Annotated in this window: 21 protein-coding genes and 1 tRNA gene; 13 read left to right on the forward strand and 9 right to left on the reverse strand. The window is 70.1% G+C overall.

Going from position 1 to position 22,653, the window contains the following annotated elements:
• Positions 1 to 5: 5 nt before the first annotated feature.
• The 4 genes from BL254_RS14705 to BL254_RS14720 form a co-directional block, all read right to left on the reverse strand.
• On the reverse strand, positions 6 to 206 hold the full coding sequence (locus BL254_RS14705) for a hypothetical protein (protein WP_047223405.1): 201 nt from the start codon (positions 204 to 206) through the stop codon (positions 6 to 8).
• A gap of 56 nt (positions 207 to 262) precedes the next feature.
• Complete coding sequence (locus BL254_RS14710) at positions 263 to 1,093, reverse strand: NUDIX domain-containing protein (RefSeq protein ID WP_254858157.1); 831 nt, start codon at positions 1,091 to 1,093, stop codon at positions 263 to 265.
• 153 nt (positions 1,094 to 1,246) lie between these two features.
• Positions 1,247 to 2,740, reverse strand: coding sequence for a nicotinate phosphoribosyltransferase (locus tag BL254_RS14715; RefSeq protein WP_076843644.1), 1,494 nt, complete (start codon positions 2,738 to 2,740; stop codon positions 1,247 to 1,249).
• Positions 2,741 to 2,809: 69 nt separating this feature from the next.
• Positions 2,810 to 5,329 (reverse strand): bifunctional diguanylate cyclase/phosphodiesterase, encoded by a 2,520-nt coding sequence (locus tag BL254_RS14720; protein ID WP_076843586.1) that lies wholly within the window; start codon positions 5,327 to 5,329, stop codon positions 2,810 to 2,812.
• Between the two features lie 1,292 nt (positions 5,330 to 6,621).
• Between BL254_RS14720 and clpS the strand changes: the two genes are divergently transcribed.
• From clpS to rdgB, 8 genes are all read left to right on the forward strand, one after another.
• Entirely contained in the window at positions 6,622 to 6,921 is a 300-nt protein-coding gene (clpS, locus tag BL254_RS14725; protein WP_047223403.1) for an ATP-dependent Clp protease adapter ClpS, read from the forward strand.
• 301 nt (positions 6,922 to 7,222) lie between these two features.
• Entirely contained in the window at positions 7,223 to 7,759 is a 537-nt protein-coding gene (locus BL254_RS14735; RefSeq protein ID WP_076843588.1) for a DUF2017 domain-containing protein, read from the forward strand.
• Between the two features lie 232 nt (positions 7,760 to 7,991).
• A complete protein-coding gene (locus BL254_RS14740) occupies positions 7,992 to 8,396 on the forward strand; it encodes a Mov34/MPN/PAD-1 family protein (protein ID WP_047223401.1) in 405 nt (134 codons plus the stop codon).
• A 348-nt stretch (positions 8,397 to 8,744) separates the two neighbouring features.
• The gene (locus BL254_RS14745; RefSeq protein ID WP_047223400.1) at positions 8,745 to 9,050 is read left to right on the forward strand and encodes a MoaD/ThiS family protein; all 306 of its coding nucleotides are present in this window, start codon (positions 8,745 to 8,747) and stop codon (positions 9,048 to 9,050) included.
• 22 nt (positions 9,051 to 9,072) lie between these two features.
• On the forward strand, positions 9,073 to 10,020 hold the full coding sequence (locus BL254_RS14750; RefSeq protein ID WP_076843590.1) for a PLP-dependent cysteine synthase family protein: 948 nt from the start codon (positions 9,073 to 9,075) through the stop codon (positions 10,018 to 10,020).
• A gap of 1,097 nt (positions 10,021 to 11,117) precedes the next feature.
• The gene (locus BL254_RS14755; protein ID WP_047223398.1) at positions 11,118 to 11,864 is read left to right on the forward strand and encodes an MBL fold metallo-hydrolase; all 747 of its coding nucleotides are present in this window, start codon (positions 11,118 to 11,120) and stop codon (positions 11,862 to 11,864) included.
• A gap of 476 nt (positions 11,865 to 12,340) precedes the next feature.
• The gene (gene rph / locus BL254_RS14760; protein ID WP_076843592.1) at positions 12,341 to 13,087 is read left to right on the forward strand and encodes a ribonuclease PH; all 747 of its coding nucleotides are present in this window, start codon (positions 12,341 to 12,343) and stop codon (positions 13,085 to 13,087) included.
• A gap of 95 nt (positions 13,088 to 13,182) precedes the next feature.
• Positions 13,183 to 13,833 (forward strand): RdgB/HAM1 family non-canonical purine NTP pyrophosphatase, encoded by a 651-nt coding sequence (gene rdgB, locus BL254_RS14765; RefSeq protein WP_047223438.1) that lies wholly within the window; start codon positions 13,183 to 13,185, stop codon positions 13,831 to 13,833.
• Positions 13,834 to 14,407: 574 nt separating this feature from the next.
• On the opposite strand, the gene BL254_RS14770 is transcribed toward rdgB, so the two are convergent.
• Positions 14,408 to 14,689, reverse strand: coding sequence for a DUF6247 family protein (locus BL254_RS14770; protein ID WP_047223396.1), 282 nt, complete (start codon positions 14,687 to 14,689; stop codon positions 14,408 to 14,410).
• 257 nt (positions 14,690 to 14,946) lie between these two features.
• Between BL254_RS14770 and BL254_RS29485 the strand changes: the two genes are divergently transcribed.
• Entirely contained in the window at positions 14,947 to 15,501 is a 555-nt protein-coding gene (locus tag BL254_RS29485; protein ID WP_047223395.1) for a TIGR03668 family PPOX class F420-dependent oxidoreductase, read from the forward strand.
• 178 nt (positions 15,502 to 15,679) lie between these two features.
• Positions 15,680 to 15,877, forward strand: a complete 198-nt coding sequence (locus BL254_RS14780; RefSeq protein WP_047223394.1) for a hypothetical protein — start codon at positions 15,680 to 15,682, stop codon at positions 15,875 to 15,877.
• 263 nt (positions 15,878 to 16,140) lie between these two features.
• Here the strand turns inward: BL254_RS14780 and BL254_RS14785 are convergent, their stop codons facing one another.
• Positions 16,141 to 16,485, reverse strand: a complete 345-nt coding sequence (locus tag BL254_RS14785) for a VOC family protein (RefSeq protein ID WP_047223393.1) — start codon at positions 16,483 to 16,485, stop codon at positions 16,141 to 16,143.
• On the opposite strand from BL254_RS14785, the gene BL254_RS29490 reads away from it, so the two are divergent.
• Positions 16,484 to 16,957: a transposase family protein gene (locus BL254_RS29490; RefSeq protein WP_371390677.1), complete on the forward strand. Its 474-nt coding sequence runs from the start codon at positions 16,484 to 16,486 to the stop codon at positions 16,955 to 16,957. The genes BL254_RS14785 and BL254_RS29490 overlap by 2 nt on opposite strands.
• 157 nt (positions 16,958 to 17,114) lie before the next feature.
• Here the strand turns inward: BL254_RS29490 and fxsT are convergent, their stop codons facing one another.
• Complete coding sequence (gene fxsT / locus BL254_RS14795) at positions 17,115 to 19,784, reverse strand: FxSxx-COOH system tetratricopeptide repeat protein (protein WP_254858171.1); 2,670 nt, start codon at positions 19,782 to 19,784, stop codon at positions 17,115 to 17,117.
• 481 nt (positions 19,785 to 20,265) lie between these two features.
• Positions 20,266 to 20,346 (reverse strand) — tRNA-Leu (locus tag BL254_RS14800).
• 220 nt (positions 20,347 to 20,566) lie between these two features.
• Here BL254_RS14800 and BL254_RS14805 point away from each other — a divergent pair.
• Together BL254_RS14805 and BL254_RS14810 are read left to right on the forward strand one after the other, a co-directional pair.
• A complete protein-coding gene (locus BL254_RS14805) occupies positions 20,567 to 21,589 on the forward strand; it encodes a HipA family kinase (RefSeq protein WP_338052748.1) in 1,023 nt (340 codons plus the stop codon).
• Complete coding sequence (locus tag BL254_RS14810) at positions 21,582 to 22,016, forward strand: DUF3037 domain-containing protein (protein ID WP_175648378.1); 435 nt, start codon at positions 21,582 to 21,584, stop codon at positions 22,014 to 22,016. The genes BL254_RS14805 and BL254_RS14810 overlap by 8 nt, the downstream gene beginning before the upstream one ends.
• Here the strand turns inward: BL254_RS14810 and BL254_RS14815 are convergent.
• The gene (locus tag BL254_RS14815; RefSeq protein WP_047223435.1) at positions 21,997 to 22,203 is read right to left on the reverse strand and encodes a type II toxin-antitoxin system HicB family antitoxin; all 207 of its coding nucleotides are present in this window, start codon (positions 22,201 to 22,203) and stop codon (positions 21,997 to 21,999) included. The two genes, BL254_RS14810 and BL254_RS14815, sit on opposite strands and share 20 nt — an antisense overlap.
• Between the last annotated feature and the right edge of the window lie 450 nt (positions 22,204 to 22,653).

Raw genomic sequence — 22,653 nt, forward strand, 5'->3', positions numbered from 1 at the left:
GTGGATCACCGGTTCACGACGCCGTCGGCGAGATCGAAAAAGATCACGATGACGATCAGCGCAATGATCCAGCGGAGAAGGCCCAGCCGACCCCAGATCTCCCGCACGACACCGCCGCCGGCGCGGCGGCCCCACACCAGCAGCGCGAACAGGGCGCCACCGACGACGACGAGAAATATGCCTGCGTTACTGGCGTCGGGATGCACACCGACGATGATCGCAGATGATCCCGGGAGGGACGGTGGCGTCGTTCACACAGGGTTCACACGGAGCGGCGCAACAGCGGCGGGTGCAGGGCCGTCGCGGAGCCCCGCCGGTACAGCTCGGCCGGGCGCCCCCCGCCGCGGGGCGCTGCGCGGGCGCCGACCGGCACCACGAAGCCAGGGGTCGACAGCACCTTGCGGCGGAAGTTGGGCGGGTCGAGCGGGGCTCCCCAGGCCGCCTCGTAGACGCGGCGGAGCTCGGCCAGGGTGAACGGCTCCTCGCAGAAGGCGGCGGCGAGCGGGGTGTACTCCAGCTTGCTGCGGGCCCGTTCCACGCCGTCGGCGACGATCGTCGGATGGTCGAAGGCGAGGACCGGGCCGTCCGCGGAGCCCAGGTCCTCCACCGGCCACCAGCGGGCCGTCGGCCCGTCGCGGTCGGTTCCCGGCGGGGGCGGCAGGTTCGGGAGCAGGGCGAGGTAGGCCACGCTGACGACCCGCGCCCGCGGGTCGCGGTCCGGCCGTCCGTAGGTGCGCAGCTGCTCAAGATGGCCGGACGCGGCGACACCGGTCCCCTCGGCGAGCTGCCGGCGGGCCGAGGCGTCCAGGTCCTCGTCCACCCGGACGAAGCCGCCGGGCAGCGCCCAGTCGTCCTGGAACGGTGGCGCGTCCCGCTGGGTGACCAGCACACAGAGCTGCCCGGAACGCAGCGTAAGAAGGACGACATCGACAGTCACCGCGATCGGCGATGGTCCGTTCACGAACGTGTCCGGGGCCCGCCGCGCGTGGGCCCGGCCCGCCCGGGCCCTGTCCGTAGGGGCCCTGTCCGTAGGGGCCCTGTCGGTGGGGACGCTGTCCGCGGGGCCTCCGCCGAGCGGGGCGTCGTTCGACATGACAGGTCTCACGATGCCCCAGTGTGCGGCCTGGCCACGCGGACGGGGACGCGGACCCGCCGTCCGGCCCGGGACGAGCCGACACGACGAGCCGACACGACGAGCCGACGCAAGGGGCTGGTGGGACGGGCCACGGCCCGTCCGTGGGAGGGCCTACCGTTGCCCGGGCTGCCGCTGTGCCCGCTGGCCGGTGGTGATGACCGGCAGGCACGGCCCGCCGTAGGTGACGTGCAGCGCGTGCGCCGGCAGGGACGCCAGGGCCGCCTGGTGATGGGCCCGGGCGGCACGCAGCCCCTCGGGGGTCGTGCCGTCGGCGTCGAGAATCCGGCCGCCGCGCACCAGTGGCACCAGCAGCGGCCGTTCCGGCCAGGACGGGTCCGCCTCCGGGCCGGACGGGGCTGACAGGCGGCCGATGCCGGTGCCGGTGCCGGTGCCGATGCCGGCAGCAGCCGGCTGGGCGGCGTCGGTGTGATTCTCGTCTCGCGTCGCCGTCAGCCCGGCTTCCCGGGTCGCCGTAGTGATCACATCGGCGACCGCCACCCCGTTGCGGTCGTGCCGGCGGGTCAGGTCCTTACGGCCGCCCCTGGTGCTCTTGCCGACCGAGGCCTTCGCGACCGCCGTCCCCGCCACCTCGACGAGCTTGTAGACGAACCCCGTCGTCGGCGCACCCGAGCCGGTGACGAGCCGGGTGCCCACGCCGTAGCCGTCCACCGGCGAGGCCGCGAGCGAGGCGATGACGTGCTCGTCGAGATCCCCGGTGACGATGATGCGGGTGGCCTGCGCGCCGAGGCCGTCCAGCTGGGCGCGGGTGGCCCGGGCCACGGCCGCGAGGTCGCCGCTGTCGAGCCGGACCGCGCCGAGTGCCGTCCCGGCCACCTCGACCGCGGTGGCGACCGCCGCCGGCACGTCGTAGGTGTCGACGAGCAGCGTGGTGCCCGTTCCGAGTGCGCCGGTCTGGGCGGCGAAAGCCTCCCGCTCGGAGGGGTGGACGAGCGTGAACGCGTGCGCCGCCGTGCCGGTCGTGGGGATGCCCCAGCGCCGGCCCGCTGCCAGGTTCGAGGTGGCGGTGAAACCGACCAGGTAGGCGGCCCGGGCCGCGGCGACCGCGGCCTGCTCGTGGGTGCGGCGGGAGCCCATGTCGACGCACGGCCGGCCCGCGGCCGCGGCGACCATCCGGGCGCCCGCGGCGGCTATCGCGCTGTCGTGGTTGAGCACGGACAGCACCAGGGTCTCCAGCAGGACGCATTCGGCGAAGGTGCCTTCGACGACCAGCACCGGGGTGTTCGGCATGAACGGCTCGCCCTCGGCGAGACCGTGGATGTCCCCGCCGAAACGGTAGCCGGCCAGGTAGTCCGCGGTGGCGTCGTCCACGATCCCGTTGCCGCGCAGGTAGGCGAGCTCGTCCGGGCCGAACCGGAACGCCGCGATCGCCTCCAGCAGGCGGCCGGTGCCGGCGAGCACACCGAACCGGCGCCCGGCCGGCAGCGCCCGGGTGAACACCTCGAAGACCGCCCGCTGCGACGCCGCCCCCGAACGCAGCGCGGCCCGCAACATCGTCAGCTCGTACTGGTCGGTCAGCAGGGCTGTGGACGCCGGTGCGGGCAGCCRCATGGACGGCGGTGTGGGCAGCGGTGTGGGCGTGGTCATCGCGACCACACTAGGACCTCAGCAGATCACGCGCACGATCCTGACGTATCGGGTCATCTCCGTATCAGGTCATCTGCCGTCGGTCGCCGGATACGCCCTGCGGACGGACGGGGCGCCCCCGGCCCGCTCCCCGGTGGGACGCCGGAAGGGCAGTACGTCGGCCGATCGCGGGGTAGCCAGCCGGCCGGCGTCCCGCAGCAGGGCGGTGGCTTCCTCGGCCGGGCACGGTGGGCTGATGAACGTCCCCTGGGCGAGGTCGCAGCCGAGAGCGGACAGGGCGTTGAGCGTCTCGGCGTCATCGACCCCCTCGGCGACGACCCGCAGCCCGAGGTCGTGGGCCAGCGCGACGGTGGCCCGCACGATCGCGGAGTTGGCCCGGTCACYGGCGACGTTGTGGACGAACGACTGGTCGATCTTCACCTCGTGCAGGTCGAACTGCCCGAGTACGTTGAGYGCGCCGTAGCCGGTGCCGAAGTCGTCCACGGCCAGCCGCACCCCGAGGTCGCGCAGCGCGGCCAGCGAGCGCACGGTCGCGGCGGACTCGGTGACCACCGCCCGTTCGGTGATTTCCAGGGTGAGCGCGGCCGCGGACAGCCTGTTCGCCAGCAGCAACTGCGCGATCTCGGTGGCCAGGCCCGGTTCCAGGAGATTGCGCGCGAACAGGTTCACGGAAATACCCACCCGGGCGCCGTCCGCATGCCACCGGCCGGCCGCGGACAACGCCTCCCGTAACACGGTGCGGGTGAAGTCGCCAATGCGTCCGGACTGTTCCACGGCACCGATGAAAGCGTCGGGGGAAAGCCGGCCGAGAACCGGGTGGTTCCACCGCACGAGGGCCTCGAAAGCAACGATCCGGCCCGTTTCCAGGTCGATCTGCGGCTGGTAGCACAGGTTTATGTCGCCATGGTCGAGCGCGTCGTGCAGGTCCGCCATCAACGCCATGTGGGCCAGCGTGGAGGAATCCTCGTCGGCCCGGTAACGCCGGTAGCCGCCGTGCGTTCTCTTGGCCTGGTACATGGCGACGTCCGCGCGGCGCAGCAGTTCGTCGACGGTGTCGCCGTCCTCGGGCAGGCAGGCGATACCGATGGACGCCTCGACCGAGAGCATCATGCCCTCGACGCCGACCGGGCGGGCCAGCACCCTGGTCAGCGTGGCCGCGATGGTCTCAGCGGCATCGGCGTCACGGATCCCGGTCAGCAGCACGGCGAACTCGTCCCCGCCGATGCGGGTCACCAGGTCGCCCGCGCGGACGCCGCGTCGCAGCCGTTCGGCGATCCCGCGCAGCAGTTGGTCGCCGGCGTCGTGCCCGAGGGTGTCGTTGACGTCCCGGAACCGGTCGAGGTCGACGAGCAGCAGGGCGGAGCGCGACCCGGTGGCGGTGGCGGCGATCGCCTCGGCGGTGCGCCGTTGGAGCATCCGGCGGTTGCCCAGGTTGGTCAGGGCGTCGTGGAATGCCTGGTCGTGGGCTTCGGCGTAGGTGTTGGCGTTCGTGATCGCAAGCGCCAGCAGGTTCGCGAACGCGGCGAGGACGGCCTGGTCGTGGTCCTTCCAGGGGGCCGGCCGGGCGAAGTTCAGCCGCAGCACCCCGACCTGGCCGGCAGGCCCGGTCAGCGGGGTGGCGACATGGTCGGTTCCGCGCTGGAAGCCGGTCGGTGATCCAGTTGCTGATCCGGCTGGCCGGGCTGCCGGCGCGGGTGGCACCGGCGCGGGTGGCACCGGCGACTGGGACACCGGCGGCGGGACCGGGTCGACGACGAGCTCCACGCCGTCCGGCCGGAAGATCTCATAGGCGATCTCCGTCGCGCGGGCCTCGATGGCCGCCCGGTTCAGAATGGCGAGGTCCTTCGCGGCCGCGTTGAGCTGGCGCCAGCGGTCACGCTGCTGGGCCGAGTCGACCTGCATCCGATAGACCATCACCAGGCCCACCAGAACCGGCGGGAGGACGATCAGCGTCACCGGGCTGGTGTAGGCGAGCGCGACGGCCGCGCAGCCGACCGCGATGCCGCCGGCCGCGATCAGCGTGCTGATGCCCATGGTCTCGCGCAGGGTCCGGCGCAGCGGCGTCCCGCGCGCCGCGGAGATCACCATGGACACGGACAGGCTGGTCCACAGGCAGACCGTGAGGCCGGCTGGTGCGGCGAGCAGGATCTCGGCGCCTTCCAGATGTCCTGCCCGCCCGCCCGACAGCCACAGGACGCCGGCCGCGATCGCGGTGCCCAGCGTGGCGCTGGCCCCGTTGAAGAGCACCTTCACCGGCGCTCTGCGCAGGATGGCATGCATGATCGGGACCACTACGGCGCTGATCGTGACGAGCTGGGGGGCGGGCAGCAGGGCCAGCCCGATGACCACGCTGGCCTCGCTGAGGTCGTAGTCGCCGGTGTGGTGCCCCGAGCGCACCCGCAGCAGGGGTATCGGGCCGATCGCGAGGCAGACGATCCCGAGGGTCAGCCGGTACCACGAGACCGGTTCGGCTGTCTGAGGCAGGCGGGTCAGGCAGATCGCGGTCACGGCCGCCGCGGTGGAGGTGACCATGACGAGCACCAGGTGGTACCTGGACGGTACGAACCGCGCACGCGTGCCGACGGCCATATGGTCTCCCGTCCTGCCTGCGGAGGTTGCGTGATCGGGCCACCGGGATCGCGCCGTCTGGGCGGCGGCGCCCCCGGTGCCTTACGTAGGCTTGACGCTACGGTCATCGTTCACTACGCCCCGATCATGTACTACGCGGTGGGGGCGGGGCGAGCTGATACCGATATTGCTGGGGCCGTACTGCTGGGGGCCGCCGTGGCGGCCCCGTCCGACTTGCATGTCGACGGCTCGTTCGCCGGGTCAGGGGCCGGCGGCCGACAGGTCGGCTCCCGTGGGCCAACCGCCGGCCGGCCCGCGCGTACCGCCCGCTGTCTGGCCGGCTGCCGCGGACCGGGCTGGTTCGACCAGCCCGACCGTCACGGCCGCGGCCCGACCGTCCCCGACCGTCATGGCCGGCCCGGCGAGCGGGTGCCCCGCCGCCCGCGGCGGGTACCGCCGACACCGTTAACCGTACCGCGGTGCTTTCTCAGCCCCAACTGACGCCGTTCATGCCCTCGTCGTTGTTCTTCTTCATTTTCAACACGTCCTTTCCTTCCCATGCGGTGGCGCTGGTTGTCCGTCGGGAGTCGCCGGCTGGCGTCGGTGCGTGTGTGATGCGTTCCGTCCTGGTACCGGTCCTGTTTTCAGCCCCAGCTGACGCCGTTGTTCATGGCGGCCCACTCCTCTCCACTGCTGATCCATCCCATAGCGATTCATCCAATTCATACAGATATGGACAAAAATATGACTAAAAGGGCTATGTACGGACAATGGTGCGCTGGTGGTGCATGCTCGGTCGCAGCGGGCTGTCGGCGTCCTGGTCGCTATCCGTAGGCAAGAGTCCGAGGTGCCGCGCGACGGGTCCGGGCTGCTGTTGATGAGGTCTTTCGTGTCGGGCAACGAACCGTGACCAAAAAGATAGCCAAACCAGGACCGAATACAACTAAATACACCATTTCGGTTACCTGCTGTTAGGGTATGGGTGTATCTGTCGCGCCCACGCTGTGGTCCCCGTGTCGTTCGACGGCCGACCCGCGTACATCTGCTGATAGCCGATGGTGTTCATTGCTGTTCACCGGATGCTGGGGTGTGCCTCCGTGTGCTGGCTTCGACGCGGTTCGCCATCCGGTCGGTGAGCGCTCGGACGGGACGGCCGGCGCGGCACCTGGGAGCTGGCGGGGCACCGCGCGCACCGCGGGCACCGCGGACGCGGCGCGGCGGGAGTGTTGTCCGGCCTGTCGGTCGAAGATCGATTCGGCTTCCCGTCCGTGCCCGGTGGTCCGGGGGGGAACTCGGCCCGCACACGCGCCACAATGGAGTCCGTGCCACTAGCCACCGCCGCCCCCGAAGAGGTCCTGGACTCCGACGAGGTCGCCGAGCGCGACCGGCCCTGGGTCACGATCGTGTGGAACGACCCCGTCAACCTGATGTCGTATGTGACCTACGTCTTTCAGAAACTGTTCGGTTTCAGTCGGGAAAAAGCCAAGGCCCTCATGCTCGACGTCCACCACAAAGGACGGGCCACCGTCTCCTCCGGCACCCGGGAGGAGATGGAGCGGGACGCCACCCGTCTGCACGCCTACGGCCTGTGGGCCACGATCGCGCAGGACTAGACCGTGCCTGATGGATCCGTGCGGGTTGGCGTGACCGAGCCGCTTGGGCACGAGCGCGAGGCGCCCAACGGATCCGTGCTCGGTGGATCCGTGTCCGTTCGGTGGCGGTCGGTGCGGTCGGTGCGGACGGTGGGCCGGGTGGCTTCCCATGGGCTGGAGGAGGAAACACTGGAGAAGGAACCAGCGGAGCTGCCGGTGACGTTAACAACGCGACGGGCGGTTGTCCGGAGGCCGGTCCGCGCGATCGAAGATCTACCGGACGTGGCCCGGGCCGATCACTGTTGACCTTGGTTGGGAGAGCGTGTCCAACGGATTCAGCCGTACCGGGGACGGCGTCGAGATGGTCCTCGGTCCGCTTCAGGCGACCCTGCTGGCCGAGCTGATCAGCCAGATCGAGGCGCTGCTGGAGCCGCCGCCGGTGGCCGACCCGCTGGAGGCGATCGTCGGCCTGCGAGCCGTGCCCCCGGCGGCACCGGAGGACCCGGCGGTGGCCCGGCTGCTTCCGGACGCCTACCCGAACGACTCGGAGGCCGCCGCCGACTACCGCCGCCGCACCTCCGACGACATCCGCGCGGGCAAGCGTGACGCCGCGCGCCGGGCACTGGCCACCGTGCCGGCCACGGGCGGCCGGGTGCTGCTCGACGACGCCGCCGTCCAGGACTGGCTGGTCACCCTCACCGACCTGCGGCTGGTGCTGGGCGCCCGGCTGAACCTCACCGACGACGCGTCGGCCGAAGCCCTGTACGACATCGGCAGCCAGGACCCGCGCCGTCCCGTGGTCGAGGTGTACCTGTTCCTCGGCGACCTGCAGGAGCAGCTCGTCCAGGCTCTGCTGTGACATGGCCTGACACGGTGTGAACGTTTCCTGACGCGGATGGCCCGCTGTGACACGGCTACTGTGACAATGACCCTGTGACATGACCCTGTGACACGGCCCCTCGCGTCCCGGACGCCGGCGGTGGCCCGCCGGGAGCGGCCCCGCGGGCACAATCGGATCATGGGCAGGCATTCTTCGCCATGTACGCATGATCGTGGCTCGTGGTGGATGCCACTCGTCGTACGGTTGGCCCGTGCTGCGCATCGATCGGGCCGTCTACGAGGCCATCATCGCCCATGCCCGGCGGGACCATCCCGACGAGGCCTGCGGGATCGTCGCGGGCCCGATCGGGTCGGACCGGCCGGAGCGCTTCGTGGCCATGGAGAACGCGGAGCGGTCACCGACGTTCTACCGGTTCGACTCCATGGAGCAGCTGCGGGTCTGGAACGAGATGGACGACCGGGACGAAGAGCCAGTAGTGATCTATCATTCACATACCGCCACCGAGGCCTACCCGTCCCGCACGGACATCCCGCTGGCCCAGGAACCCGGCGCCCACTATGTCCTGGTCTCGACCCGCGACCCGGAGAAGATCGAGTTCCGTTCGTACCGCATCATCGACGCAGCCGTGACGGAGGAGCCGGTGGAAATCGTCTGACCGTTCACGACGTTGTGTCGGGTGTCGCGCGGAGCCGGGCGCGCATCCTCGGGATGAGGGATCCGGGGCAGGGCGGGGATCCCTCAGGGCACGGCACCAGCGGCCGGGCGGTGGGCTGGTGGCCTGTTCACATGCTGTCGTACCAGGGACGATGCACCACCAGGGACGATGGCGGACAGTTCGACCGCGCTCCGGCCCTCGGGCGGCGTCCGAAGGCCGGAGTACGGCTGACGGCCAGGGCGGGACCGAAGGCCGGAGCGTGACCGGACGGCTGCCGGAGCAGGACCCGAAGATCGAAGATCGAAGACCGAACAGCAACACGGACAGAGCACGACGAAGAGGAGCAGCATGGCAGTCCAGGTCCGCGTGCCGACGATCCTGCGCAGCTACACGGGCGGGTCCAAGGTCGTCGAGGGTGTGGGAGACACGCTCGCGGCGTTGTTCATCGACATCGACAGCCACTTCCCGGGGCTGCGAGGCCGGCTCGTCTCCGAGGACGCCGGTGAGCTGCACCGCTTTGTGAACATCTACATCAATGATGAAGATGTTCGTTTTCTCGGCGGTCTCGACGCGAAAATTTCCGATGGTGACACTGTGACTATTCTCCCCGCCGTCGCTGGCGGTGCCACGACGCCGGCGACAGCAGATATCTGAGACGGGTAGGCCGGAAGAGCTCATGCGTTTCGACTCCCTGGTGGACTCGGTTGGCCGTACCCCCCTGGTCGGTCTGCCCAGGCTCTCGCCATCCCCGGACGTCCGGTTGTGGGCCAAGCTGGAACAGGACAACCCCACCGGTTCGATCAAGGACCGGGCCGCGCTGTGGATGATCGCGGACGGGGAGAAGCGCGGCCTGCTCACCCCTGGCGCCACCGTTCTCGAACCGACGTCGGGGAACACCGGTATCTCGCTGGCGATGGTCTGTCGCCAGCGGGGTTACCGGCTGATCTGCGTGATGCCGGAGAACACCTCGGCGGAGCGGCGGCAACTGCTCGCGATGTGGGGCGCCGAGATCGTGTACTCGTCCGCGAGCGGCGGCTCCAACGAGGCCGTTGCCGTGGCCAAGCGGCTGGCGGCCGATCATCCCGACTGGGTGATGCTCTACCAGTACGGCAACCCGGCGAACGCGCAGGCGCACTACGAGACGACCGGTCCGGAGATCCTCGAGGATCTTCCGTCCATCACCCATTTCGTCGCGGGGCTCGGTACCACCGGGACACTGATGGGCACCGGGCGTTTCCTGCGCGAACGGGTTCCGGGTATTCGGATCATCGCGGCGGAGCCCCGGTACGGCGAGATCGTGTATGGCCTTCGCAACATCGACGAGGRCTTCATCCCCGAGCTCTATGACGGCAGTGTGCTCACCACCCGTATCTCGGTGGGGCCGAAGGAGTCGCTACGGCGGACCCGGCAGATGGTCGAGGAGGAGGGGATCTTTGCCGGGATCTCGAGCGGCTGCATCCTGCACGCGGCACTGATCGAAGCGGACAGATGCGTGCGCGCCGGGCAGCGCGCGGACATCGCCATCAYCGTCTGCGACGGGGGCTGGAAATACCTGTCCACCGGCGCATACGCGGGGACGCTGGAGGAGGCCGAAGCCGCACTTGAGGGTCAGCTCTGGGCGTGACGGGCAAGCCGGCGGGCGCGGTCGGAGTCGGTGTACCCGGCCGCGGCACGGCAATGATCACGATTTTCCTCCCACGTCTCAGGATGGTCCCTGATGTGCCCGGATGYACTCTGATACCGACTCGTCCGGGCTGTCCAAAATTCGACATGGGTTTCGTGACCACTGCCACAGAGTCGGAACGGGATTTCGGGCTTAGTCTGATCGCTCATGAGCGGCGCGCCCATCGGGGTATTCGGTAGCGCGGATGGCAGTCATGCCGTCGCGACCGTGATCTCCGATCAGCTCCCGATGAACCCCGATCGGATCCCGATCGGGCCCCGCCACGTCCCCGCCCGCCGACGAGGCGTGTCAGGACGATCACGGTCAGTATCTGTGATCGCCACATCCGCCCGCGCCGCGAGCCATCCCGCGGGCCCGTCCCGGCCGCGCGTGTCCGGGGCGCGTCACCCCGTCCGGGGCGCTGAGGCGATCTTCGCGTCCGCCGGCCGCCCCGACGGCGCTGGCGGAACCGACGCGGTCGCGGTCGTGACCGCCCATGCCGCCCGCGGTGCCCCCGTGGGCGGCGCGCCTTACGACGTCTCCCCATCCGCCGGCTCTCCAGGACGCGGCCGGCTGCCGGCCCACCCCTGGAGGTCAGGAGCGAGATCGTGGTTCGAGGAGCCGGACGCCCTCGACCGGATCAGGGCCTGTTYGGCGCTGTGTCGAGAAGTCGATGCGTACTCATTGATCCCGGRCTATACCATCTGCCACCTTTTGTTGACCGGCGTCATCGGCTTTGTCAGGGGAGAGGGCGTCACATTGGCGAGTAGCGCAGAAACCGCGATGAACGATCACCAACAACCTGGTCGGCGCGGAGCACTCGATGATCCGGGCCGGCCCGGACCGGTCCTCCACCGGCGCGCGGCGGCCAGCCCGCGCCCCGCGCGGGCGGTACCTGCCAGCCCGCGCCCCGCGCGGGCGGTACCTGCCAGCCCGCGCCCCGCGCGGGCGGTACCTGCCAGCCCGCGCCCCGCGCGGGCGGTACCGGCACTGACAACATCAGTACCGGCGACACCAGCCCGGACGGTATCGGTACTGACGGCATTGGCGGTGGCCCGATGAAGCTCACGATTCTGGGATGTTCGGGAACCTACCCGGGACCCCGGTCGGCGTGTTCGTCCTACCTGGTGGAGTCCGACGGCTTCCGGCTGGTACTCGACGCCGGAAACGGCTCCATGGGCGAGCTGCAGCGGCACTGCGACCTGCGGGACGTCGACGCGCTGCTCGTCTCCCACCTGCACGGTGACCACTGTCTTGACCTGGTGGTGAGCTCCTACGCCCGCCGCTACCACCCGGAGGGAATGCCGCCCAAGCTGCCCGTCTACGGGCCCATCAACACCCAGGAAAGGCTGTGCTCGGCGTTCGAGCGCTGGCCGGAGGACTCCCTCGCCGACATCTACGACTTCCGGACGATCAGCCCTGGTCGGCTGGACGTGGGCCCGTTCCGGATCGATCTGGAGCGGGTGGCGCACCCGGTCGAGGCGTTCGGGATGCGGGTGACTGCCGAGGGGCGCTCCCTGACGTACTCCGGTGACACCAGCGCCTGCGACGAGCTGGTCCAGCTGGCTCGGGACACCGACCTGTTCCTCTGCGAGTCGGCCTTCCTGGACGTCCCGGACAACCCCCCCGGCGTGCACCTGTCGGGGCGGGAGGCCGGCGAGCACGCCACCAAGGCGGGCGTGGGCCGTCTCGTGCTCACCCATCTGGTGCCGTGGGGAGACGCCGAGCGCAGCCGCGAGGAGGCGGCCGGCGCCTTCGACGGCCCGCTGACCCTGGCCGAGACCGGCGCCATCTACGAGATCTAGCCACGGCATCCGGGCCATCCCCGTCCGGACCGGCTGCCGGACCGGCTGGCCGCTGGTTGCCTGAGCGCGTCGTCCGCGCGGCCGAAGAGCCGTCGCGGGCGGCCCGTCGGGAGCCGGCGCCAGGCTCGGACGCGACCCGGGCTGGCAGGCGTAGCAGGCCGGATTCAGCCTGGTATGCCTGACTCCGCGGACGCTGGACGCCGGTTGCCTGTGCAGCCGCGGGCGCGGATCTGGAGGATCTGGTTCCTGGCACCACTGGTCGCGATGTCGCGACCGGCCGGTCTGGGCAGGGGCCGGCGTGCCCGGTGCAGGCGCCGGGCACGCCTGTCAATCCGGGCACCTGCCGGCCCGGACATGTCCGCTGGCCCGGGCCCGTCGGTGGGACGCCCGTTGGCGGGTTTTTCGTACTGTCGCCAATGATGTCCGGTTGGATTCGACCGGTGTCGAGTTGCGTCCGCCCGGTAGGGTCAGTCGTCGTGAGACGTTCCGACGGCAGGACATCCGGGGAACTCCGCCCGGTGAACATCACCCGTGGCTGGCAGGACCACGCCGAGGGCTCGGCGCTGATCGAGTTCGGGCGGACGCGGGTGCTGTGCGCGGCGTCGGTCACCGAAGGCGTCCCGCGCTGGCGCAAGGGCAGCGGGCTGGGCTGGGTGACCGCGGAGTACTCGATGCTGCCGCGGGCGACGAACACCCGCAACGATCGCGAGTCCGTGCGCGGGCGCATCGGTGGCCGCACGCACGAGATCTCCCGGCTCATCGGCCGCAGCCTGCGTACCTGCATCGATCTGAAGATCCTGGGCGAGAACACGATCGCGATCGACTGTGACGTCCTGGTGGCCGACGGCGGCACCCGCACCGCGTCGATCACCGGCGCGTATGTCGCGCTGTCGGACGCGTGCGGCTGGCTCGGCCGTCCGGACGCCCTGATCCGCAGCGTGGCGGCGGTCAGCGTCGGGGTCGTCGCCGGCCGGCCGCTGCTGGATCTCGCCTACGACGAGGACTCCGGCGCCGACACCGACATGAACGTGATCTGCACCGGTGACGGCGGCTTCGTCGAGGTGCAGGGGACGGCCGAGGGCCTGCCGTTCGACCGCGCGATGCTCGACCAGCTGCTCGATCTGRCCGTCGGTGGTTGCGCGCGGCTGACCGAGGTCCAGCGGGCGGCGCTGGCGGGCCCGCGCCCGGTACCCGCCGGCGGAGCGCGACCGGGTACCCGGTGACCACCCTCCCCGATGAAGGAAGCGCGGTGAGCGGCCCCGGCCACGGGCGTCCCGTGGGCAGCGGCCCCGGCGGCCCTGGCCCTGGCGCGGAGGTGCTGGGCGGGAGCGGGCCCGTCGAGAGCCGGCAGCGGCCCCGGCGGGTGGTGCTGGCCAGTCGTAACGACGCCAAGCTCGTCGAACTGCGCCGCATCCTCGCGCTGGCCGGTCTCGACGTCGAACTCGTGGCGTTGCCGGACGGCCCCGACGTCCCCGAGACCGGCGCCACCTTCGCCGAGAACGCCCTGATCAAGGCGCGGGACGCGGTGCGGGTGACCGGCCTGCCCGCGGTCGCGGACGACTCGGGCCTGACCGTCGACGCGCTCGGCGGCATGCCCGGCGTCCTGTCCGCCCGCTGGTCCGGGCCGTTGCCCGGCGCCAGYCGGGCCGAGCGGGACGCCGCCAACAACGCGCTCGTACTCGCCCAGCTCACCGACGTCCCCGAGGAGCGCCGTGGCTCGGCCTTCGTGTGCGCGGCCGCGGTGGTGACGCCGGCGGGCGCCGAACGGGTCGTGCACGGGGAGATGCGCGGGCGACTGCTGCGGGAGCCCCGCGGGGACGGCGGTTTCGGCTATGACCCGCTGTTCCTCCCCGACGGGCAGAACCGGACCAGCGCGCAGCTGCGCCCGGCGGAAAAGGACGCCATCAGCCATCGAGGACATGCCTTCGGCCAGCTCGCGGCCGTCCTGCGGGAGCTGCTGGCCCTCTGACGGCTGCTGTCGGCCGAGGGCCGTCCGTTCGCGTCGCTTCGTCCGTTCGAGCTGTCCCGTCCCTGTTCGCCCGGGTCGTTCCGCACGTRCCGTCCCGCCTGGGTCGCCGTGCCTGCCTGCGTCCTCTGTTTGCCTGCGCTGTGTCATGTGGTTGCGTCGTGTGTTCGTGTTGTCTCTGATCCGTCTTGCGTCGGGCAGCCGTCGGTTATGTCCGGAGAGTTTCACGGGATCATTCGATACCCGGTATCCGGGCACTTTCTGTTACCGGGTTGTCAACACTGAGCGGGCAGCGGCGAAATCCGGCAAAAGATGAGGCGGTAGAGCGCATCAAACCGGGTACATGGATGCCAATCGCCGTGTAAGCTGGAACCACCTGTAATCGATCAGTGACTATTTGCTATCGGCAGGGTAGGTTAAGGACGCGGCTGAGGTGTCCGGGTCGTTCCATCCGTCCCCGACTCGTGACACCCCAGTCGCGTCCTCGATCACCCTGGGTTGTCGGGCGTCAGTTGGTCGCAGGCCGCCCGGTGGCGCCAGCGCTGCCGACGGGCCCCGGCTGCTCAGCGCCCGCCGGTCAGTGGTGGTTGTCTATGTCGATCTCCTGTCGGATCCCCGGAGCCGCCCGTTGTCGGATCTCCGGATTCGCGCACAGCACCGCGGCCGGCCACCATCGTTCGACCACGTCCTGGACGGCGTCCAGACCGAACTGGTCGTCGACATGGGCCAGCGCCGCCCGGAACTCCGCTTCGAACACGGCCCGCTGGTCGGCGTCCAGCGCGGCGTGCACCGCGGACCCCGTCTTGTCCACTCGGATCCGCAGCCCGTCCAGCGAGGCCGGCACGTCCGTATCAGCCATGTTTCCATTGTCTCGCTCCGCCCGACGGTAACGCGGACGGGGTGTACTGCTTTCTGAACGTGAAGGAGTCGGGGCTCGCGGTGCACCCTGCCCGGACGAAGCCGGATCCAGGACAAACCCAGGATTCAAGACGCACCGGAGCCACGATGAACCCGGAGCCACGATGAACTCGGAGCCACGATGAACTCGGAGCCAGGAGGAACTCGGGGCCACGATGAACCCGGAGCCACGATGAACCCGGGCTCGGTCAGATACCGGTGAACCTGGACGCCGGTGAGGCACGCCGCCGGTTCGCCGCCGCCAGGGTCGCCCGGCTCGCCACCGTGGACGCGGCCGGGCAGCCACACCTGGTGCCGGTGACCTTCGCGCTCCAGGACAACGCGATCGTCACCGCGGTGGATCACAAGCCCAAACGGTCGACGGCCCTCAGGCGCCTGGCCAACATCGCGGCCAACCCGCGGGTCGCCCTGATCGCCGACCACTACGACGAGGACTGGCGGACCCTGTGGTGGGCCCGCGCCGACGGCCTCGCCCGCGTCATCCCCGCCGAACCCCCCGCCACCGCACCCGAGCCCGCCCGCACCGCCAGGACTGCCGCCGGACCCGCCCGCATCGTCGGAACAGTCACCGGAGAACCCGCCTGTGCTGGAACCGTCGGGAACGCCTCGGTGGGGGAGAGTGCCGTCTGGCATGGCGCGATCGACCGGCTGGCGGCGAAGTACCACCAGTACCAGCGGCATCGACCAACCGGCCCGGTCATCCTGATCGACGTCCACCACTGGTCCGGCTGGTCCTACAGCCCAGCCCCGTGACGGCCACAGCCCGCGTCCGCTCGTGTGGAGCATGATCGGCGCAAGTTTGTCGTTGTGTACGCTTTTCGGCCGAAATAGCGTACACAACGACAAGTACGCGCCGATCTTTCCGATAGTCGGCATCCGTTGGTAGGCCCACGCCGAGCTGGCCGTCCGTATCGGACCTGGAGGTCACGGGATGAATCTCGAGGATGCGCGCGGCCTGGTCGGCAGCGATCTGCTGTGGCTCGTACCCGGCACCGGCAAGATGCTGGTCGGGGTGACCGTGCGCGACACGCGGGTGGCCTACGGCCGTACCCAGGTGCTGATCGAGCCGCTGTCCGGTCGCGGCAGCCGCTGGGCCGACGCGGAACTGCTCCAACCGGTCGAGGACTGACCACCAGCCATCCGGATCCCGCCGGAGGGTCGGACCGCGCAGCCATTCGGATCCTGGCTGAGAAGTGGAGCAGACTCCCGGTCGAGGAGTGGGCCGGACGGCGGCTTCGGCCCGAGAGATGTCCGTGACCCACTACGCCGGGCCACTGCACGTCGTTGCCATKATGTGACGCCTCTTCACCGCGGCAGGTCCGCGCTCGGTGCTTCACCAGGACCGTGCGACAGCCCTTACGACCTGGTGCGCGATAGAGGGGTGTCGGGCAGTCAGTCGCAGAAGAGGCAGAACTCGTTGCCTTCCGAATCGATCGTGACCTGGTAGGAGCCCAGCTGGGTCGTGACGGTCTTGCCAACCCTGACCGCACCCAGACGTTCTGCTTCGGTGACGGCGGGGGCGATCTCGTCGACCTCGATGTCGAGGTGGAGCCGGTTCTTCACCCCCTTCTCCTCGGGGACCGGCTGAAAGGCCAAGCGGACGAAGCCGGGAGGCTCGACGTGCGACCAGCCCAGGGCGCGGTCGACCGGCTCGCCGCCGAGCAGCCCAGCCCAGAAACAGACCAGCGACCTGGGATCGCAGCAGTCCACGACGATCTGGTCAAGACGTGCACGCATGGGTGTCAGCGTAGGAGGACCGCGACGCGTCGCAGGGCGTGACTTGAGGAGGATCGCACGGGGTGGGTGGACTGTGACGTCGGCCCGAGGTGCGGCTGCGCACGCTGGCGGATATCTTCGCCGACGCCGAGGGGGGACCCTGCGGATCGACGGCACCGAGCTGCAGGGGCGCCGTCCGGTGACCCACCGCCCGGGACACAGGGCGTTCGTCTCCGGCAGGAGGAAGCAGAACACCATCAAGACCACCACCATCAGCGACGGCCAGGGCCGCATCTTGTGGTCCGGAGCCGACCGGCCTGGTCGCCAGCACGATCAGACTGCCATGCGCATCGAGGGCATCGCCGAGCAGCTCCGTCTCCACCCGCAGGTAAGAGCCGAGGTCGACGGGTACTCGGTCGAGTGCTGTCTGGGTGGTGGTGCTCTTCGCTCAGAACCGGAACCAGGACGGCGTGGCATGTCCTCGACCACCTGATCACCGACGACCGACAGCCTGCCGGATAATCGCCGTGGCGGCTTCCGGCCGTATTCCGGTCGCCCCGCTGAACCTCGTATACCGCTGGGATAACAGGACGTGGCAGTCTTTCACGTGCGACATCGGGGGAAGGCGGGCTTGTGGCCGTCGTGGCCCCTCACGACGGCTGGCAGCGGGCCGTCCAGACGGCGAGCTCGGTGCGGGCGGCCACGGTCTCGCGGTGCTCGGGTCCCAACGCCTGTTCGAACAGCGCCAATACCGCGGCGAACTGGTCCCGGGCACCCGCGGGATCCCCCGCCTCACCGGTCCAGTGGGCGAGGTTGCGCTGGTCGAGCAACGTGTCCGGATGGTTGGGGCCGAGGACCCGCTGGTGGATCAGGAGCAGGACAGCGTACTGGTCGCGGGCCATCGCGGGGTCTCCCGCCTGACCCACCCAATAGGCGAAGTTACCCCGGGCGACCAAGGTTGCGGGATGCTCAGGACCCGAGACCCGCTCACGGATCGGTAGTAACTGTGCGTACTGATCGCGGGCGGCGGCAGGGTCACCCGCCTTGCCGGTCYACCAGGCGAGGTTGGTGCGGACCCACAGCGTGYCGTGATGCTCCGCGCCGGACACCCGCTCGTGGACGGTGAGCAGTGCCGAGCACATGTCGCGCGCGGCCACKGGGTCCCCAGCCTCCCCGATCCAACGGGCATACTGATCACGGGATTCGAGAACATCTGGGTGTTCCGATCCCAGAACCCGTTCCCTGATCGGCAGAAACGCGGCGTAGTGAGTGCACGCGCCCGCCACATCGCCAGCCTGCCCGGTCCAGAACCCGAGATTCGCCCAGACATACAGGGTGTCCGGATCATCCTCACCCGCGACGCGTCGCCACCGGGGCAGGATGGACAGGCACAGGTCGCGCGCGCCGGGCCAGTCGCCGGCCTGCCCGGTCCAGTCCGCGAGACGGGCCGCGACCAGCAGAGTCCGCAGGTCGTCAGCGCCTAGGGCCCTGCTGCAGACGGGCAGCAGCGCCGCGAGCATGTCGCGCGCGCCCCCCGGATCCCCGGCCTTCCCGGTCCAGTTGGCGACGGCGGCACGCGTACGCAGAGCGGCAGGATGTTCGGCGCCCAGCCGTCTCACGGTGTCGTTGTGGACGTCCTCCTGCACGATTTTCGCCGTCCGGTAGTCGCCACTGGCGTCGAGATACTCGAGGAGTTTCAGGACGCCGGGACGGTCCGGACTGAACACGGTACGTGCGTGGGGAGCCAGCATGGCGTAGGCAGGCCACGTCCTGGACCGGTGGGGTTCATCCGGCAGCGCGGCCTCCACCAAGGCCGCCACCACGCCGCGCAGGACGTCGCGACGTTCTTCGGGCAGCTGACCGGCGATGACCGCCCCGACGAGGCGGTGCAGCTGAACCGTGTCCCCGCTACGGCGGGCCAGGGAGTAGGCCAGCGCGTCACCGACCACATCGTCGAGGTCGAGCCGGGGATGGGTACCGGTGCACGCCTGCGCCAACGGGCCGTCGAGAAGATCGGGATGGTCATCGAACAGGGCCAACGGGATCGGTTCGGGAGCCAGCAGCGCACACAGTGTCAGCAGCTGCACGGTGGCCGGGGTGTCGGCCTGCAGCCGTTCCAGCGCCATGGACCATGCGGTGGCGATGGTGCCGGCATAGAAGGGATCGCCCCCCTTGCCCAGCAGCGTCGTACGCCGGGTACGGAACTTCGTAAGGTAACCGGCGGGATCCATCCGGGTCGTGGTGAGGTAGCCGGCGGCCTGCGCCAACGCCAGGGGCAGATCACCCAACTCGGCGGCCAGCGCGTCGGCTACTGCCGCGTCCAGGCCGGGAAGACGGYGGGTCAGGAACGCCACCGCCTCAGCCCGTTCAAACACATCCACGTCGACCCCGGCGGCGAGTGCCTCCCAGCCTGGATTCCGGGATGTGATCAGCACATGGCCCGGTCCGCTCGGCAGCCAGTCCCGCAAGGTGACGGGATCCTCGGCGTTGTCGAACACCACCAGCCATCCCACCCGACGGCCCAGGGCGGCGAGCACGACGGCCGCGATGTCGGATACCACTCCATCGGTCGACAGACCCAGCGGGCCCGCGAGCGCGGCGAACTTCTCGCCGACCAGGAGAGTCTGTTCCGCGTCGATCCACCAGACCAGTGTGTATTCGGCGGCATGCCGATGGGCGTACTCGACGGCCAACTGGCTCTTGCCCACCCCGCCCATGCCGTGCAGGGCGGTCACCGCCACCGGCCCCGACTCCAGTTCGGTACGGATCCGGTCGAGTTGGGACTGGCGGCCGGTGAAATGCCGGTTGCGACTCGGCACGTTCCACACATCGGGCAGCCGCCCGGGGAACATCGGCTCCATCCCCGTCGCGGTGACCGTCGGTTGGGCGGGCCCGCCGGGAAAGATCGGCTCCACCGCCGGCTTACTCCGCTCCCCACGTGCTGCGGTCACCAGCCGCCCGGCCGCGATGTCCCGGTCGAGGCCGAACAGGTCCACGCTGACCAGCTGACCCAGCAGCCCCGGCCGATCACACTCCTCCACCCGGAACACCAGCAGCTTGCGCGCCCGCCCGGACGGGTCGGCGGCCCATGCGGCCTGCCACTCCGCCTCCGTGAACGCCGAGGACAGGTAGGCCGTCGACAGCACAGCGATCGTGCGAGCCGCGACCTGTGCCGCCTGATGCATCTCGGTGACGAAATGACTACCTGCGGAGAAGTCCCAGGCCTGGATCCGCACCCGGTAGCCGGCGTCCTCCAACACCCAGGCGATCCACTCCGCCCACCCCTGATCGGCTCTGGTGTAGGAGACGAAGAAATCCACCCCCGACAATGGCGACCTCGCCAGGCCCTGCACAGCGCCGCCGCCTGACGTCGGGACCCCTGTGCCCATAGCCGCATAGCCTGCCACAGTAGCCACGAACCGTCGCAACCCAGACGCGTACCGGACAGCCGAACGGGCTGGCACCCGAGAGGCCCGCCCACTTCCCGGGTGCCAGTAGCTCGGCGGGCGGTGAGGACGACCCGGCAATAGCGGATGGCCTCGACGTCGGCTGCCCGCCTGGTCGTCTCCTGGAGCTGGATCGGCTTGCCGGCCGCCGGGTTATAGCCGGCGAAAACCGCGACCCGGAACGACTCGCTGGGGAGCCGCTCCACGTGACTCTTCTGGTCAKGCTGCCGCCGTGTTCACGGACGGGGCGTTGCTGAGTCACCGGCCCATACGCCACGACGTATTCCACACGGATCAATCGGCGAGGCTCGCTACCGATCGTCGATGCGTGCAAGCGCCTGCCGGAGATGCTGTGTGCGGGAGGGGGGACTTGAACCCCCACGCCCGAAGGCGGCAGATCCTAAGTCTGCTGCGTCTGCCATTCCGCCACTCCCGCGCACGTGCTGCCAGGTACGGCGTACCACAAGGTAGGTGCCGCAGGTATCACGTACCGCCAGCTACAGGGTAGCGATCGCTGGCCACGAACCGTCCAGCCGCCCAGCTCAGCCCATGGGCTGGACGGTGCGGGCGAGGGCGCGGAAGGCGGTGGTGATCCATCAGATCGGGCCCTGGTTCGCGTCACGGCAGGTGGACGGCCGGGTGGAAGACTGGCGGGTGTGCTTCGGAATGTGACCGCCACCCGGTATGCGACGCCGCTGCGTGAGGGCGGGAGCCTGCCCGGTCTCATGGAGGCCGACGATCTCGGGACCTGGGTCGTGAAGTTCCACGGCGCCGGTCAGGGGGTCAAGGCGCTGCTCGCCGAGGTCGTTGCCGGGGAGCTGGCCCGCGCCCTCGGCTTCGCCGTGCCGGAACTGGTCGTCATCGACGTCGATCCCGAGCTCGGCCGGGTCGAGCCCGACCAGGAGATCCAGGAGCTGCTGCGCGCGAGCCCCGGAGCGAACCTCGGGATGGACTACCTGCCGGGCTCGATCACCTACGATCCGCTGGCGTTCACGGTGGACGCCGGCCTCGCAGCCCGCGTCCTGTGGCTGGACGCGCTCGTCCTCAACGTCGACCGATCCTGGCGGAACCCGAACCTGCTGCTGTGGGGTGGCCGGCTGTGGCTGATCGACCATGGCGCCGCGCTCTACCCGCACCACGACTGGACGCGGGCGAAGGGCACGCTCGACCGTGCCCTGCCCCAGTGGAACCAGCATGTYCTGCTTCCGGCCGCCGGGGAGCTGGCGGTCAGTCTGCCGGCCGCCGACGCGGCTCTTGCCCCCGCGGTGACCGAGGAGCTGTTGCGCGACGTGCTTGCGCTGGTGCCCGACGCCTGGTTCGGCATCGACGCCAATGCCGACGCTGATGCCGCGCGCTATGTCGACTGGCTGCACACCCGGGTCAGCGGCAGCCGCCCGTGGGTCACCGCGATGCTGGCAACGGACCGTCCAACCCGGTCGGCGGATCGTGGGACGGGACCGCCGGAGTGGCTCCGACGCCGGCTACCGTCACGGCCCGCTCACGCTCCCACCACCAGCCCGCCAGCCCCCGGCCGCCACAGGGACGGCGACCATGGGAGCAATGGCTGTGAGGATGGGCGCCGTTCCGCGGACGACAGGGCCACGGACAACACAGCCGGGGACGGTAGGACAGCGGATGGCAGAGCCGGGGACGACAGGGCCGGGGACAGCCGTGGCTGATCTGTTCGAGTACGCGGTCATCCGGGTCGTGCCCCGGGTCGAGCGCGGCGAATACGTCAACGTCGGTGTCGTGCTGTGGTGCCAGCGGGCCGGTTATCTGGCGTCCAGGTACGCGCTGGACGTCGACCGGCTCACCGCGCTCGACCCCTATGTGGACCGTACCGTCATCGCGRCCCACCTGGACGCGCTGCGACGGGTCTGTGCCGGCGGCGCGCAGGCGGGCGCGCCAGGGTCGCTGTCAGCCGGTGAACGGTTCCGCTGGCTGACATCGCCGCGCAGCACAACCGTCCAGACCTCACCCGTACACAGCGGCCTCACCCACGATCCGGCCGCCGAACTGGAGCGTCTGATGAGCCTGCTGGTCGATCCCCCCGGCCCACCAGACAATGTTGGTGGCATGCGTCCGCTCAGGCGACGTCGAGCATGATGGTGATCTCTTCGGGGGCGCCGTCGTCTTCGAGGACCATGACGACGGAGTCCCGAAGATCTGCCAGGGCCTCTTCGCGGGTGTCTCCGTTGCCGTTGCACCCAACGCGGCCGACGTAGGCGTGGGCGCACCAGACGCCGTCCTCGTCCTGTTCCACCGTGTAGGGGATGTGCACCGCGCGGCTCATGGCAATCAGAATACGTTTGCCGGTTCCCGGTGGACGTGGGCTCGCCCGGTCGGGTGGCACCCGGTGGGGCGGGGCTGTCATCGGTGACCGCGGTCCCGCCCGTTGATCGCGGTCACGTCGACAGGTATCCCGGGACGGCCGGGGYCACCCACGGCCCGGACCGTCGTCGGATCGGATGCGCCGTACGCCGCCTGCCACAGCCTGCTCCGGCGCACCCGAGGTTTCCCATACCCAGGCTGCCTGACCGGCTGCCGTGTGTGAAGGGGCCTACGGCACGTGCGCCATGTCACTTTGGCGACTGTCACGGGGCCGTTGTTCTGCTCGCGGCCGGCAAAGATACCTGAAGACCGGTGATGAGCAGGCATGTCCCGGTTTCGGCTGCCCCGCCACCACAGCGATCATCGACGTCGGCCGGGTGCGCGCAGCATGATCGTTGTGATTCTGATGCTG

This window comes from Protofrankia sp. BMG5.30, assembly GCF_001983005.1.
GTDB classification, from domain to species: Bacteria; Actinomycetota; Actinomycetes; order Frankiales; family Frankiaceae; genus Protofrankia; species Protofrankia coriariae.